Raw genomic sequence first — 16,005 nt, 5'->3', positions numbered from 1 at the left:
GACCACCCGGGCCCGGTAGGACCGGCCGACCTCGGGGTCCTCGACGCCGGTGAGCGTGGTGAGGCCGTCCGTCTCGGGCGCCTGGTGGGCGGCGCGGCCCTCGACCAGGTCGCCGTCGACCGACTCGACCAGCACCTCGACCTCGGTGCCGATCCGCTGCTCGGCCCGCTGGGCGGTCATCTCCTCGGCCAGCCTGCTGAGCCGGGCCAGCCGGTCGGCGACCACGTCCTCGGGCAGCTTGTCGCCGTACGTGGCGGCCTCGGTGCCCTCCTCGTCGGAGTAGCCGAAGACGCCGATCGCGTCCAGCCCGGCGTGCGTGACGAACCGCTCCAGCTCGGCGAAGTCCTCCTCGGTCTCACCGGGGAAGCCGACGATGAAGTTGGATCGGGCGCCGGCCTGCGGGGCCTTGTCGCGGATGGTCTTCAGCAGCTCCAGGAACTGGTCGGTGGAGCCGAAGCGGCGCATCCGGCGCAGCACGGCCGGCGCGGAGTGCTGGAACGACAGGTCGAAGTAGGGCAGCACGCCCTCGGTGCCGGTCATCGCGTCGATCAGTCCGGGGCGCATCTCGGCGGGCTGCAGGTAGGAGACCCGGACCCGCTCGACGCCGTCGATCGCGGCGACCTCGCCGAGCAGGGTCTCCAGCAGCCGGATGTCGCCGAGGTCCTTGCCGTACGAGGTGTTGTTCTCGCTGACCAGGACGACCTCGCGGACGCCCTGTCCGGCCAGCCACTGGGCCTCGTGCAGCACGTCGGAGGGGCGGCGGGAGATGAACGAGCCGCGGAAGGCCGGGATGGCGCAGAACGAGCAGCGCCGGTCGCAGCCGGAGGCGAGCTTGACCGAGGCGACCGGGCTGTCGTCCAGGCGCTTGCGCAGGGTGCGCGGCCCGGAGGCGGGCGCGACGCCGTCCGGCAGGTCCTCGGGGGCGCCGTGGCCCGGTACGGCGACCTCGGTGGCGGCGGCCTGGCGCTCGACCGGGCTCAGCGGCAGCAGCTTGCGGCGGTCGCGCGGGATGTGCGGCGCGTGGTGGCCGCCGGACAGGATGGTCTGCAGGCGGTCGGAGATGTCGGCGTAGTCGTCGAAGCCGAGCACGCCGTCGGCCTCGGGCAGCGCGTCGGCCAGCTCCTTGCCGTAGCGCTCGGCCATGCAGCCGACCGCGACGACGGCCTGGGTGCGGCCGTGGTCCTTGAGGTCGTTGGCCTCAAGCAGGGCGTCGACGGAGTCCTTCTTGGCGGCCTCGACGAAGCCGCAGGTGTTGACGACGGCGACGTCGGCGTCGGCGGCGTCGTCCACGAGCAACCAGCCGTCGGCCTCCAGTCGCCCGGCGAGTTCCTCGGAGTCCACCTCGTTGCGGGCGCATCCGAGCGTGACAAGGGCGACAGTACGGCGTTCAGGCATAGGGCCAAGATTAACGCGCGACCGCCGGGGGCGTTCGCCCCGGAGGCCGCGCGCCCCCTCCGGCCGGTTCCGCCCCGGGTGGGACGGCCCCCGCGATCAGCCCGCCTGCGGGTCGCCGGGGGTGTACGTGACGTGCACCACCTGGCCGTTCTTGCCCGCCGGTCCGAGGTCCTTGCCGTTGACGTACACGTGCACGGCGCCCGCGTTGCCGATCACCAGCTTGATCTGCTTGGGGTCGGTGAAGGTCTGGTCCTGGCCTTCCTCGATGTTGTTCTGGAACAGCGACTTCCCGGTGCCGTCCACCGCCGAGACCCAGCTGGTGTCCTTCTCGGCGACCAGCTTCACGGTGACCTTGTCGGCCGGGGCGGCGGCGATCGCCGGGGCGCTGGGCGCCGGTGCGGGCGGCTGCACGGTCGGGGTGGGCGCGGGCGTCACCGGGGCGACCGAGCCGGTACCGGAGCCGGAGGGCAGCGGGGCGCTGGCCGAGCCGGTGGTGCCGGTGCCGCTCTTGGTGCTCACCAGGTTGAAGCCGATCACCCCGACCACCACGACGATCGCGGTGACCATCGCGATGGTCCAGTTCGGCCGGCCCCGGCCCGGGACCTTGATCGGGCCGCTCTCGATCAGCTCGGTGGGCCGCTTGGAGGCCGGGGAGCCGCCGTGCGCGGCGTCGTAGCGGTCCACCAGAGCCTCGCCGTCGACGCCGACCAGCCGGGCGATCGCGCGGATGTGGCCGCGGGCGTAGAAGTCACCGCCGCACCGGCCGAAGTCGTCCTCCTCGATGGCGTGCACGATCGGCACCCGGACCCGGGTGGCACTGCTCACCTGGTCCACCGTGTACCCGGCCTGGATCCGGGCGGCGGACAGCACCCGGCCGATGCTCGGGGCATCGGCCACCGGTTCCGCGGCACCGGAGGTCGGGGCGGAGGTCGGGGCGTTCTCGCGGTCGGGGGACTTGCCGATGGTCACGGTGCACGCCTTTCGAGCGGTTGGCCACCTGCTGGGGAACAGTCTAGGGGCGTGGGCGGATCGTTTCTCAAGCGGAACAGGACCGAATGCGCTCGGCCGCCCCGGGCCCGGGCCGGGCGTGCACTGACGGCCCGTCAACGCGGCGGGCCGCCGTCTCCGGGGCCCCCGCACCGCCGCCCGCGCGTCCGGTGTCGTTCCTGGGACGCGGTGCGCACCCGATCGGTTCCGCACCGCCCGTCTACCCCCGCCCGAACGGGTGAACACCCGTCAACGGCCCGGCCGGCCTCAGCCGCGGATGGAGACGATCACCCCGTCCAGCTCGTCCGGCTTCACCAGGACGTCGCGGGCCTTGGAGCCCTCGCTCGGTCCGACGATGCCGCGCGACTCCATGAGGTCCATCAGCCGCCCGGCCTTGGCGAAGCCGACCCGTAGCTTGCGCTGGAGCATCGAGGTGGAGCCGAACTGGGTGGAGACGACCAGCTCGGCCGCCTGGATCAGCAGCTCCAGGTCGTCGCCGATCTCCTCGTCGATCTCCTTCTTCGGTCCGCCGCCGACCATCACGTCGTCCCGGTAGACGGCGGACAGCTGGTCCTTGCAGTGCTTCACCACGGCGGCGATCTCGGCCTCGGTGACGAACGCGCCCTGCATGCGGATCGGCTTGCTGGCGCCCATCGGCAGGAACAGCGCGTCGCCCTTGCCGATCAGCTTCTCCGCGCCGGGCTGGTCCAGGATGACCCGGGAGTCGGCCATCGCCGAGGTGGCGAAGGCGAGCCGGGACGGCACGTTGGCCTTGATCAGGCCGGTGACCACGTCGACCGAGGGCCGCTGGGTGGCCAGCACCAGGTGGATGCCGGCCGCGCGGGCGAGCTGGGTGATCCGGACCACCGAGTCCTCGACGTCGCGCGGGGCGACCATCATGAGGTCGGCCAGCTCGTCGACGATCACCAGCAGGTACGGGTAGGGCGTCAGCTCGCGCTCGCTGCCGAGCGGCGGGGTGACGGTGCCGGCCCGGACCGCCGCGTTGAAGTCGTCCACGTGCCGGAAGCCGAACGCGGCGAGGTCGTCGTAGCGCATGTCCATCTCGCGGACCACCCACTGGAGGGCCTCGGCGGCCTTCTTCGGGTTGGTGATGATCGGCGTGATGAGGTGCGGGATGCCCTCGTACGCGGTCAGCTCGACCCGCTTGGGGTCGACCAGCACCATCCGCACCTCGTCCGGGGTGGACCGGGCGAGGATCGAGGTGATCAGGCAGTTGATGCAGGACGACTTGCCGGCGCCGGTGGCACCGGCCACCAGGATGTGCGGCATCTTGGCGAGGTTGGCCATCACGGTGTGGCCCTCGACGTCCTTGCCCATGCCGACGACCATCGGGTGGGTGTCCTCGGCGGCGGTGCGCGACCGCAGCAGGTCGCCGAGGTTGACCATCTCGCGGTCCCGGTTGGGGATCTCGATGCCGACCGCGGACTTGCCCGGGATCGGGCTGATGATCCGCACGTCCGGGCTGGCCACCGCGTACGCGATGTTCTTGGCGAGCGCGGTGATCCGCTCGACCTTGACCGCCGGGCCGAGCTCGACCTCGTAGCGGGTGACCGTCGGGCCGCGGGTGAAGCCGGTGACCCGGGCGTCCACCTTGAACTCGGTGAACGTGCCGGTGAGCTGGGCCACCACCTCGTCGTTGAGGGCGCTGCGGGCCTTGGCCGGGCCGCCGCGCTCCAGCAGGTCGAGCGGGGGCAGGGCGTAGGTGAGGCCCTCCGCGAGCTGGAGCTGCTCCATCCGGACCGGCGCGGGGCCGTGCTCCTCGGGGGCGCCGGGGCCGGAGCCGCCGGTGCGGGCGGCCGGGACGGCGGGCTCCTCCGGCGGGGCGGTGCGGTCCTGCACCTGGTGCATCATGTCCGCCACCGCCGAGGAGGCGGGCACGCCGTAGACCAGCGCGCCGTCCAGGTCGGCGGCGGCGCCGGCGGCGAGGTTGCGGGTGGTGTACGGGTCCAGCGGCTCCTTGGCGAACATGTCCGGCTCGTCCGCGGGCGCCTCGTCGGGCTTGCGCTTGCGGCGGCGCCGGCGGGCGGCCACCTCGTCCGAGGGGTCGTCACTGTCCGTGTCCACCGTGAACGGCAGCGCGGAGGGGTCGGCGTCCTCGGGTGGTTCGTTGGAGAGCTCGCGCTCCGGCGCACGCCCCCCGTCGAGGTCCTGCGGGCCGGGTTCGACCACGCCCAGCCGGACGCCGACCGCGCGCATCCGCTCGGGGATCCGGTTGATCGGGGTCGCGGTGGTGACCAGCAGGCCGAAGAAGGCCAGCAGGAGGAGCAGCGGCACCGCGAGGGCCGGCCCGGCGGCGGCCATCATCGGGGTGGACGCGGCCCAGCCGATGATCCCGCCGGCCGTCCTTATCCGGGTCGCGCCGCTGCCCATCACGGGCGCGCCGCAGCCGATGTGGACCAGGCCGAGCACGCCGACCAGCAGGGTGGTCAGGCCGATCATGATCCGGCCGTTGGCCTCCGGCAGCTCCGGATGGCGCATCAGCCGGATCGCGACGGCCGCCAGCAGGAACGGCACCAGCACGTCGAGCCGGCCGAACAGGCCGGAGACCACGTTGGTGGCCGCCTCGCCCAGCCAGCCCTGCGGGCTGAACCAGGTGCCGGCGGCGGTGACCAGGGCCAGTGCGAACAGCAGCAGACCCAGGCCGTCCTTGCGGTGCGCCGGGTCCAGGTTCTTCGCGCCGTCGCCGAAGCCGCGGAAGACCGCGCCGATGCCGTGCGCCACGCCGAGCCAGACGGCGCGCACGGCGCGGAAGAGTATCGGCCGGGACGCGGGGGGCGGCGGGGCGGCCGCCGTCTTCTTCGCCGCCGTCTTCTTCGCCGGGGCGGCCTTCTTCGCGGCCGCCTTCTTGGCGGGCGGCTTGGCCGGAGCCTTCGCCGCGGCCTTCTTGGACGGTCCCGGACTCGAGTTGCGTGCCGCGCTTCCGGGCGTACGTGTGGCCATGGGTCAGCAGCCTACCGGCGCACACCAGCTGTGCCCACGTCGCGCGCCGGGGCCCGGGACGTGTCGCCGACACACCGTCACTCCGCTCGGGTTCACCCGGACGGGTGAACCCGGGGCATGGTCAGTCGGTGCCGGGGCGCAGCGCGTCCAGCGCGCGCCGCAGGCCGGCCAGCTTGCGCTCCAGGTGCGCCGCGGTGGCCGCCACCCCGCCGTCCTCGGTGCCGTCCAGCTGCTTGGTCAGCGACTCGGCCTGCTCCTCGACCGCCGCCAGCCGGGCGGACAGCTCGCCGAGCAGCGCACCGCCGATGGCCGGCTCGGCACCGCTCGCCTCCAGCTGCAGCCGCAGCAGCGCGGCCTGCTCCTTCAGCTGGCAGTTCTTCATGTAGAGGTCGACGAAGACCGAGACCTTGGCGCGCAGCACCCAGGGGTCGAACGGCTTGGAGATGTAGTCCACCGCGCCGGCCGCGTAGCCCCGGAAGGTGTGGTGCGGTCCGTGGTTGATCGCGGTGAGGAAGATGATCGGGATGTCCCGGGTGCGCTCGCGGCGCTTGATGTGGGCGGCGGTCTCGAAGCCGTCCATCCCGGGCATCTGGACGTCCAGCAGGATCACCGCGAAGTCGTCGGTGAGCAGCGCCTTGAGCGCCTCCTCGCCGGACGCCGCCCGGACCAGCGTCTGGTCCAGCGCGGAGAGGATCGCCTCCAGCGCCAGGAGGTTCTCCGGCCGGTCGTCGACCAGGAGGATCTTCGCCTTCTGCATCACGACGCGCCCTCCTGTCGCCTGCCTACCTGGGGAAGGCACCCGCGTACCGCCCACCACTACCCCGGTCATGCTAGCCGCACCCCCTCGCCCGGCACATCGCTCCGTCGCGTCCGGATCCGGAGCGGCGCGCAGTCAGTGCACCGGCGTACGCTCACCAGCGAGTCGCCACTCGGTCACTGTTCGCAACGATCGGTGACCCTACCGGGTTCCCGGCCCTCCCCGCCAGCAAACCGCCCGCCCCACCGGCGTGAATCCCGGAGCGTACTCCGGGATTCACGCCCCCGTCATCCGGCCGGTCCCAACTCGGCCGGATCCCGGGCCCCCTGGGCGCGGTCGGAACCCCTCAGGACTTCCGGGGGGTGAGCCACTCGTGCATCACCGACAGCAGGTGGTCGGTCTCCACCGGCTTGGTGATGTGGTCGGTGGCGCCGGCCTCCAGGGACTTCTCCTTGTCGCCCTTCATCGCCTTGGCGGTCAGCGCGATGATCGGCAGTCCGGCGAACTGGGGCATCCGGCGGATCGCCTCGGTGGTCGCGTAGCCGTCCATCTCCGGCATCATGATGTCCATCAGGACCAGCGCGACGTTCTCGTGCTGCTCCAGCATCTCGATGCCCTCGCGGCCGTTCTCGGCGTACAGCACGGTCAGGCCGTGCTGCTCCAGCACGCTGGTGAGGGCGAACACGTTGCGGACGTCGTCGTCGACGATCAGCACCTGCTGGCCGTCGAAGCGGACATCGGCCCGGCCGGACGGGCGGGCCTCCTCGGGCGCCCTCGCCTCGGTCCGTCCGCCCGTCCCGCGCCCCTCGGCGGGCCCGCCCGCGGCCCCGCGACCGCCGGCCGGGCGGACGTCCGACGGCGGCGCGTCCTGACCCGCCGCGCGGCGGCGCTCGACGGCGCCCCGACGGCGGACCTCGACCAGCTCGCGCACCTCCTGGGCCCAGTGGTCGGCCGGGCTCTCGCCCACCGGCACCGGCGAGCCGACCGGGGTCACCCCGACCGAGGCGCGCAGCGCGCCCGGCCCCTGCTGTCCGGCGGTGTCCGGCGCCTCGGCCCGCAGCGGCAGGTACAGGGTGAACGTCGAGCCCTTGCCCAGCTCGCTCTCGGCGTGGATCTCACCGCCGAGCAGCCGGGCGATCTCCCGGCTGATCGACAGCCCGAGGCCGGTGCCGCCGTACTTGCGGCTGGTGGTGCCGTCGGCCTGCCGGAACGGCTCGAAGATCTCCCGCAGCTTGTTGCCGGGGATGCCGATGCCGGTGTCGGAGACCGTGAAGGCGATCAGCGGGTCGTCCGGGCCCTTGATCGCGCCCGCCTCCAGCAACTGCTCGCGCACGTGCTGCGGCGTGCCCTGGCCGGCCGGGCTGATCGAGAAGTCGACGGCGCCGGTGTCGGTGAACTTCACCGCGTTGGAGATGAGGTTGCGCAGCACCTGCTGGAGCCGCTGCTCGTCGGTGTGCAGGGTGACCGGCAGGGCCGGCGAGACCCGCACGCCGAACTCCAGGTTCTTGTCCAGCGCGACCGGCTGGAACGTCGCCTCGACGTAGTCGACCAGCTGCACCAGGGCGATCCTGGCCGGCCGGACGTCCATCTTGCCCGCCTCGACCTTGGACAGGTCCAGGATGTCGTTGATCAGCTGCAGCAGGTCGGACCCGGCGCCGTGGATGGTGTCGGCGAACTCGACCTGCTTGGGCGACAGGTTGCCCTCGTTGTTGTCGGACAGCAGCTTGGCCAGGATCAGCAGCGAGTTCAGCGGGGTGCGCAGCTCGTGCGACATGTTGGCGAGGAACTCGCTCTTGTACCGGGAGGCCAGCGCGAGCTGCTCGGCGCGCTCCTCCAGGACCTGCCGGGCCTCCTCGATCTCGCTGTTCTTGATCTCGATGTCCCGGTTCTGCTGGGCGAGCTGCTCGGCCTTCTCCTGCAGCTCCTCGTTGGTGCGCTCCAGCTCCTCCTGGCGCGCCTCCAGCTCGGCCGAACGCATCGACAGCTCGGCGGTCAGCCGCTGGGACTCCAGCAGCAGGCCCTCGGTCTTGGTGTTGACGCTGATGGTGTTGACGGTGACGCCGATGAGGTCGGCGATCTGGTTGAGGAAGTCCAGCGCCACGGTGGTGAACGAGCTGAAGGTGGCCAGCTCGATCACGCCCAGCAGCCGGCCCTCGAACAGCACCGGCAGCACCACGATGTGGGCCGGCGAGGCCTCGCCCAGGCCGGAGGCGATCTTCAGGTACCCGGGCGGCGCCTCCTTGAGGATGATCGCCCGCTTCTCCACCGCCGCCTGCCCGATCAGCGACTCGCCGGGGCGGAAGGTGGTCGGCATCGCCCGCCGCTGGTAGCCGTAGCTGCCAATCAGCCGCAGCACGGTGTCGTTCTCGTCGTCGTCCTCGGTGATCAGTTCGGCGGTGCGGCCGGCCGGCTGGGCGAGGAAGAAGGCGCCGTGCTGCGCCGAGACCACCGGGGTGAGCTCGGTCATGATCAGCGAGGCGACCGCCTCCAGGTCGCGCCGGCCCTGCAGCAGGCCGGAGATCCGGGCCAGGTTGGTCTTCAGCCAGTCCTGCTCCTGGTTGGTGCGGGTGGTCTCGCGCAGGTTGGCGATCATCTGGTTGATGTTGTCCTTGAGCTCGTCGAGCTCGCCTGCGGCATCCACGTCGATCCGCAGCGACAGGTCGCCCCGGGTCACGGCGGTGGCGACCTGCGCGATCGCGCGCACCTGCCGGGTGAGGTTGTTGGCCAGCTCGTTGACGGACTCGGTGAGGTCCTGCCAGGTGCCGTCCACGCCCGGCACCCGCGCCTGTCCGCCGAGCCGCCCGTCGGTGCCCACCTCGCGGGCGACCCGGGTGACCTCGTCGGCGAACGCCGACAGCTGGTCCACCATGGTGTTGATGCTGGTCTTGAGCTCCAGGAACTCGCCGCGCGCGTCGACGTCGATCTTCTGCGACAGATCGCCCCGGGCCACCGCCGTGATCACCAGCGCGATGTTCCGCACCTGACCGGTGAGGTTGTTGGCCATCAGGTTGACGTTGTCGGTCAGGTCCTTCCAGATCCCGGCGACGCCCGGCACGCTCGCCTGACCGCCCAGGGTGCCGTCGGTGCCCACCTCGCGGGCCACCCTGGTCACCTCGACCGCGAACGCCGACAGCTGGTCGACCATGGTGTTCAGCGTCCCGGCCAGCCCGGCGACCTCGCCCCGGGCCTCGATGCTGATCTTCTTGGAGAGGTCGCCCGAGGCCACCGCGGCCGCCACCTCGGCGATGTTGCGCACCTGACTGGTGAGGTTGTTGGCCATCAGGTTGACGTTGTCGGTCAGGTCCTTCCAGATGCCCGACACCCCGCGCACCCGGGCCTGGCCCCCCAGGTTCCCCTCGGTGCCCACCTCGCGGGCGACCCGGGTGACCTCATCGGCGAACGCCGACAGCTGGTCCACCATGGTGTTCACGGTGGTGACCAGCTCCAGGATCTCGCCCCGGGCGTCGACGGTGATCTTCTTCGAGACGTCGCCGCGCGCCACCGCCGTGGTCACCTCGGCGATGTTGCGGACCTGGCTGGTCAGGTTGTTGGCCATCAGGTTGACGCTGTTGGTCAGGTCCTTCCAGGTGCCGGACACCCCCGGCACGCTCGCCTGGCCGCCGAGGATGCCCTCGGTGCCGACGTCCCTGGCCACCCGGGTCACCTCGTCCGCGAAGGCGCCCAGCTGGTCGACCATCGTGTTGATGGTGTTCTTCAGCTCCAGGATCTCCCCGCGGGCGTCCACCTGGATCTTCTGCGAGAGGTCGCCCCGGGCGACGGCGGTGGTCACCTGGGCGATGTTGCGCACCTGATCGGTGAGGTTGTTCGCCATGAAGTTGACGTTGTCGGTGAGGTCCCGCCAGACGCCGGCCGCCCACGGCACCTGCGCCTGCCCGCCGAGCCGTCCCTCGGTGCCCACCTGACGGGCCACCCGGGTCACCTGTTCGGCGAAGCCGGAGAGCTGGTCGACCATCGTGTTGATGGTGTTCTTCAGCTCCAGGATCTCCCCGCGGGCGTCCACCTCGATCTTCTGCGAGAGGTCGCCGCGCGCCACCGCCGTGGTCACCTGGGCGATGCTGCGGACCTGGCCCGTCAGGTTGTCCGCCATGAAGTTCACCGAATCGGTGAGGTCCCGCCACACCCCCGCGACGCCCGGTACCTGCGCCTGGCCGCCCAGCCGTCCCTCGGTGCCCACGTCCCTGGCCACCCGGGTCACCTGCGCCGCGAAGCCGTTCAGCTGGTCCACCATCGTGTTGACGGTGTTCTTCAGCTCCAGCATCTCGCCGGCCACCTCGACCGTCACCTTGCGGGACAGGTCGCCCTTGGCCACCGCGGTGGTCACCTGCGCGATGTTGCGCACCTGCGCGGTCAGCCGGCCGGCCATGGTGTTGACCGAGTCCGCGAGATCCTTCCAGCTGCCGGACACGCTGCGGACCTTCGCCTGGCCGCCCAGCTTGCCCTCGGTGCCGACCTCGCGGGCCACCCGGGTCACCTCGTCGGTGAACTCCGACAGCTGGTCCACCAGCCCGTTGACGGTCCGCCCGATCTTCAGGTACTCGCCGCGCAACGGGTGGCTCACCCCGTTGCTGTGCAGCGAGCGCAGCTCCATCTTCTGGTCCAGGTCGCCCTCGGCGATCGACGTCAGCACCCGGCCCACCTCGGCCATCGGCCGCGCCAGGTCGTCGATCAGCGCGTTGCAGTTGTCGACCGCCGCCATCCAGGCGCCCTCGCCGGCGCCCGTCTCCAGCCGCTCGTTCAGCCGGCCCTCGCGGCCCACCGCCCGCCGCACCCGGGCCAGCTCACCGGTCAGGTGCTGGTTGCGCTCCGCCACCTCGTTGAACACCGCGGCGATCTCCGCCAGCGGACCGTCCCCGGGCACCGTCAGCCGGCGCCGGAAGTTTCCGTCCCGCATCGCCGTCAGCGCGGCCAGCAGCTTGCGCAGCTCCGCCGGCTCGGCGCCGCGGCTGTGGTTGACACGCCGGCCGGCCGCGCTCCGCGGCGCGGCCCCGGAGCGCCCGCCGCGCGGAGCGGGCGGCGTCGTACCGGTTGCGTCCTTGGTGGCCGAACTCAACGGGCCCCTCCCAGATCGTGAACTGTCCGGCACCCCGCGCACGCTCCCCCTCCCGGGGGTCGCGCCGCGCGGCACCGTCCCGGCGGCCGGGCAGGCCCACCGGAACCCGTGACGACCGTAACGCTCGGACCGGACATCGCGGACCCCCCAGTCTGGCAGCACTCGCGCCCGGTACAAGCGCGGTTGCGCTCGGTTGGTACCGCCCCGTCCGAAACGGGTGGGCAGAATCACCCTCCGGTGCCTGTTTCGACTCCCCGCCCCCACGGGGAACCAAGCGGAAAGTAGGGTGGAGCGCTGCACCGGGCCACGACCGCCCCGGCGGCGCCGCCCACCGCCGGCGCGCACCGGGATTTCGGCGCCGCACCCCGGACAGCCAGGGCCAGAGCAGAGGAGACGTGGCAACGTGGTCACCGCGCGCGCAGCCGCCACCTTCGAACCCGTGGGCCGGTCGGCCGGGGCCGCCCGCTCCTTCGTGCGGGACGCGCTGCTGGGCTGGGGGCTGCCCGAGGTCGTCGACGACGCGGTGGTCCTGGTCAGCGAACTCGTCACCAACGCGGTCGTGCACGCCGGCACCGCCGCCGAGGTCTGCTGCCTGCGCGAGGACGGCACCGTCCGGATCGAGGTCACCGACCGCCACCCCGAACGCGGACTGCCCAGCATCGCCGACATCCCCACCACCGCGTCCGACCACTACGCCGACGCCGACGGCGAGGGCGGCCGAGGGCTGCTGATGTGCGCCGCGCTCGCCGAACGCTGGGGCGTCGAGTACGGCTCCGGCCGCAAGACCGTCTGGTTCCGGCTCACCCTGCCCGCGCACACCGCCGGCACCCGCTACGCCCTGCCCGCCACACCCGGCGGCGAACTGCCCCACAGCCACGGCCCGGTGCACGTCGCCGTCGTCCAGCTCGACGACGACGGCCGGGTGCTGTCCTGGAACCCCGACGCCGAGGCCCTCTTCCAGCACCCCGCCGACACCGTGCTCGGCCGCCCCTGGGCCGACCTCGCCGTCTGGCCGCAGCCCGCCGACGGCGGCCTCGGCCTCTCCGCCGTCCTGCGGCTCGCCCGCTGGGAGGGCGGCTACGCGCTGCGCCGCGCCGACGGCACCGAGGCCGACGTCTACGGCGTCCAGGTCCGCCTGCGCGACACCGACGGCACCCCGACCACCCTGTGCCTGCTCGTCCTCGACGACGACCGCGCCGTCCTGCGCTCCCCCGCCCGCGCCCTGCCCGGCGACCGCGGCGAACCCGCCACCCGGCTCGACCTGCTGGCCGGCCTCGGCACCGGCGAGGACCTCGACACCCTGCTCCAGCACACCGTCGAACGCGCCCGCGACCTGCTCGACGCCGACGCCGCCTACCTGCTGCTCACCACCGACGACGAGGCCGAGTTCGAACTGCGCGCCAGCACCGGGCTGCCCACCGCGCCGCGCCCGCACAGCCGCTTCCCGGTCGACACCGGCAACCGCTACGACTCACCGCGCCTGCCCTCCGTCCACGAGGACCTCGCCAGCCGGCCCACCGGCCTGCCGGTCCTCGACGACAGCGGGCTGCGCTCCCTGCTCACCGTCCCGCTCAAGGTCGAGGGCCGGCTGATCGGCTCGCTCGGCATCGCCACCGGCACCCCCGGCCGCTACGACAACGAGGACGCGCTGCGCCTCCAGTTCGCCGCCGACCGGCTCGCGCTGGCCGTCGAGTCCACCCGGCTCGCCGAGCTCGAACGGCTGCGCCGGGGCTCGCTCTCCTTCCTCGTCGAGGCCTCCGACCTGCTCGCCGGCACCCTCGAACACGAGCAGACGCTCGCCCTGATGGCCCAGATGGCCGTCCCCACCCTCTCCTCCTGGTGCGCCGTCTACACCAACGGCGACCACGGCGCCCCCGCCTCGCTCGCCTTCGTCCTGCACGAGGACGAGGACCGCATCGACCCGCTGCGCGCCCTGCTCGACAAGACACCCGCCCCGGACACCGGCCCCACCCACGGCACCCGCTTCTGGGCCGCCCCCGCCGAGACCGCCCACGGCGCCGGCTTCGCCGACGAACCCGGCCTCACCGGCCTGCTCGGCGAGACCGTCGTCCTGCCGCTGACCGCCCGCAACCGGGTGATCGGCCTGCTCGCCCTCGGCACCGCGGCCGGCGTGCGGTTCCGCCAGGAGATCCTGGAACTCGCCGAGGACCTCTCCCGCCGGGCCGCCCTCGCCCTCGACAACTCGCGCCTCTACTCCGAGCGCACCGCCACCAGCCAGGCCCTGCAGCGCAGCCTGCTGCCCCCGGAGCTGCCCGACATCCCCGGCGTCGAGGTGGACGTCTACTACCAGGCCGCGGGCGAGGGCAACGAGGTCGGCGGCGACTTCTACGACCTCTTCACGATCCGCGAGGGCACCTACGGCTTCGCCATCGGCGACGTCTGCGGCACCGGCCCGGAGGCCGCCTCGGTCACCGGCCTCGCCCGGCACTCGCTGCGGCTGCTCGCCCGCGAGGGCCTGGACGCCCCGCAGGTCCTCAGCCGGCTGAACACCGCCATCCTGGACGAGGGCGCGCGCAGCCGCTTCCTCACCCTGCTGTACGGCGAACTGACGCCCCGTCCGGACGGCAGCACCGAGCTCTCCCTGGTCTGCGCCGGGCACCCGCTGCCGCTGCGCCTGCGCACCGACGGCCGGGTCGACCGGGCCGCCACCCCGCAGCCCCTGCTCGGCGTCATGGACGACCTCGACCTCACCGCCGAGCACCTGGTGCTCCACCCGGGCGAGGTCCTGCTCTGCGTCACCGACGGCGTCACCGAACGCCGCGAGGGCCGGCGGATGCTGGGCGACGACGGTCTCGCCGAGGTGCTCACGGGCTGCACCGGACTCACCGCCGGAGCGGTCGCGCTGCGCGTGCAGCGGGCGGTCGAACGGTTCGCTCCGGAGCCGCCCTCCGACGACATGGCGATCCTCACCCTGCGGGTGCCGACCCAGCGCACCGCCTGAGCGAACCGGTGCGACACCTGTCGCAAGCTGACGCACCGGCTGTCGGAGCGTGACCGAACCGTGCCCGACAACGCAACAAAATGTGCGATTCACAAGGGTACAAGCCCGCTCACCCTGGGTACACCGACCTCACCGGGGAATCCCCCGGCGGGGACGTGACCAGCGGCTCTCCCGCTGGCCCACATTCGGACCGCAGCCGTCGCACGCTCCAGCCGTGCGCACCCGGAGCGGTCACGCGCCTTCACCTCATCGACACTCACCCGCGTTCACTGCGCCCTGCGCGCGCCCATGAGTGAAAGGAGCCTCCGGTGAGCAACGAAGCTACCGGGGCACTGAACGCCCGCTCCACCGGCGCCGACGCGGGTAACCTCGGTTACCTCGCCCTCGGCCTGACCCTCCTCGCCTACGGTCTGCTCTCCACCGGCATCTTCAGCGGAACAGCCGTCGGGAACTCGGCCCACCTCGCCCACATCGTCGGCGGCCTCACCCTGTTCATCGCGGGCCTCTGGCAGCTCCGCGGCGGCGAGGGCTTCACCGGCACCGCCTTCACCAGCCTCGGCGCCTTCTGGGCGACCTGGTCCACGGCCTCCGGCGCCGGAAAGAACGCGGCCGGCCTCTTCCTGCTGCTGTGGGCCCTGCTCGCCCTCACCCTGACCGCCGCGAGCTGGAACGCGGGACTGTTCAGCCGCGTCGTCTACGGCCTGCTGACGGTCTCCCTGGTGCTCTCCGCCATCGCCACCTTCAGCACCACCGCCGGCCTCGCCAAGACGGCCGGCTGGATCGCCGCCGCCTCCGGACTGGCGGCCTGGTACTGGGCCACCGCGTCGCTGACCAACGGCGCGTGGGGCCGTGAGGTCCTGCCGGTCAAATAACGGCGGGTGAAACCGGTGGACCGGACCCCACCCCCACGGGGCCCGGCCCACCGGCATGCCGTCTCAGCCCCGGATGGCCACCGGCTCCCGCTCCCCCACCTGCCGGACGTCCCCCGCCCGCCGGGCCCGCCGGCGGGCGAACGCCCGCTGCGCCGCGTACGTCAGCAACAGGATCGCCACCGCGACCAGGCCGTCCGCCCAGAAGTGGTTGGCCGTCACCACCACGACGGTGATGGTCAGCACCGGGTGCAGCACCATCAGCCAGCGCAGCGGGCTCTTCGAAACCCGGACCACCGCGACCGCCACCAGCACGCACCACGCCACGTGGACCGACGGCATCGCCGACAGCTGCGCCGCCTTGACCACCCCGCCGACCGTGGCGCCGTACACCGACTGCCCGTACTCGGCCGCGACGTCGACGAACCCGTTCTCCGGCAGCATCCGGGGCGGCGCCACCGGGAGGAACTGCACGGCCAGGCAGACCGCCGTCGTGACGACCACCGTGGTCCGCACCCAGGCGTACCGCTCGCGGTGTCTCAGGAAGACCCAGAGCAGCACCGCGATCATCACGGTGAAGTGCATGGACGCGTAGTAGTAGTTCGCCAGCTTCACCAGCGGCGGGTACGGCGTCACCGCGGCCTGCCAGGAGGCCTCGTCGGGCAGGCCGAACGCCAACTCCGTCCGGTGGATCCAGCGCGCCCGGTCCAGCGCGTGCTCGGTGCTCATCAGCGAGAGCCGCCCGACCAGCTGCCAGAGCGCGAACAGCGCCAGCAGGGTGCCGGCCTCCCGCAGGATCGCCGAGACGCCCGTCCGTCGCCCCCTGGCGGCCGCGTACGCGCCACCGTAGAGAGCGACCGCGGCGCCCCCGGCGGCCTGCCAGGTCAGGGTCAGGTTCTGCAACGGTTCGCGCCTCTCCACCGGCTCCGACGTGGTGGGGAGACGTTAACGCAAAAAGACCCCCTCCTGAACCGGAGAGGGTCTTTTTGGAATGATTGTTCGG

The 16,005-nt window shown here is 72.5% G+C and carries 8 protein-coding genes; 2 read left to right on the top strand and 6 right to left on the bottom strand.

Translation table 11 applies throughout. The annotated features are described in order from the left end of the window. From rimO to ABD308_RS12010, 5 genes are all read right to left on the bottom strand, one after another. A partial coding sequence (gene rimO / locus ABD308_RS12030) for a 30S ribosomal protein S12 methylthiotransferase RimO (RefSeq protein WP_344332383.1) occupies positions 1 to 1,395 on the bottom strand: 1,395 nt, incomplete at its 3' end. A gap of 96 nt (positions 1,396 to 1,491) precedes the next feature. Continuing rightward, complete coding sequence (locus ABD308_RS12025) at positions 1,492 to 2,364, bottom strand: helix-turn-helix domain-containing protein (protein ID WP_344332378.1); 873 nt, start codon at positions 2,362 to 2,364, stop codon at positions 1,492 to 1,494. A 285-nt stretch (positions 2,365 to 2,649) separates the two neighbouring features. Next, positions 2,650 to 5,343, bottom strand: a complete 2,694-nt coding sequence (locus ABD308_RS12020) for a DNA translocase FtsK (protein WP_344332374.1) — start codon at positions 5,341 to 5,343, stop codon at positions 2,650 to 2,652. Between the two features lie 121 nt (positions 5,344 to 5,464). After that, positions 5,465 to 6,103: a response regulator gene (locus tag ABD308_RS12015; protein ID WP_344332370.1), complete on the bottom strand. Its 639-nt coding sequence runs from the start codon at positions 6,101 to 6,103 to the stop codon at positions 5,465 to 5,467. A gap of 343 nt (positions 6,104 to 6,446) precedes the next feature. Then, positions 6,447 to 11,012 carry a HAMP domain-containing protein gene (locus ABD308_RS12010; protein ID WP_425554748.1) on the bottom strand — a complete coding sequence of 1,522 codons (4,566 nt, stop codon included), beginning with the start codon at positions 11,010 to 11,012 and terminating at the stop codon, positions 6,447 to 6,449. Positions 11,013 to 11,574: 562 nt separating this feature from the next. Between ABD308_RS12010 and ABD308_RS12005 the strand changes: the two genes are divergently transcribed. Then, positions 11,575 to 14,133 (top strand): SpoIIE family protein phosphatase, encoded by a 2,559-nt coding sequence (locus tag ABD308_RS12005; RefSeq protein WP_425554746.1) that lies wholly within the window; start codon positions 11,575 to 11,577, stop codon positions 14,131 to 14,133. Between the two features lie 308 nt (positions 14,134 to 14,441). Next, positions 14,442 to 15,005 carry an acetate uptake transporter gene (locus ABD308_RS12000; protein ID WP_344332367.1) on the top strand — a complete coding sequence of 188 codons (564 nt, stop codon included), beginning with the start codon at positions 14,442 to 14,444 and terminating at the stop codon, positions 15,003 to 15,005. A gap of 63 nt (positions 15,006 to 15,068) precedes the next feature. On the opposite strand, the gene ABD308_RS11995 is transcribed toward ABD308_RS12000, so the two are convergent. Continuing rightward, positions 15,069 to 15,905 carry a phosphatase PAP2 family protein gene (locus ABD308_RS11995; RefSeq protein ID WP_344332287.1) on the bottom strand — a complete coding sequence of 279 codons (837 nt, stop codon included), beginning with the start codon at positions 15,903 to 15,905 and terminating at the stop codon, positions 15,069 to 15,071. Between the last annotated feature and the right edge of the window lie 100 nt (positions 15,906 to 16,005).

Origin of the sequence: Kitasatospora putterlickiae, assembly GCF_039527695.1 — a bacterium.
GTDB classification, from domain to species: Bacteria; Actinomycetota; Actinomycetes; order Streptomycetales; family Streptomycetaceae; genus Kitasatospora; species Kitasatospora putterlickiae.
Note: the sequence above shows the minus strand (reverse complement) of the source record. Positions and strands in the feature narration are given on the sequence as shown.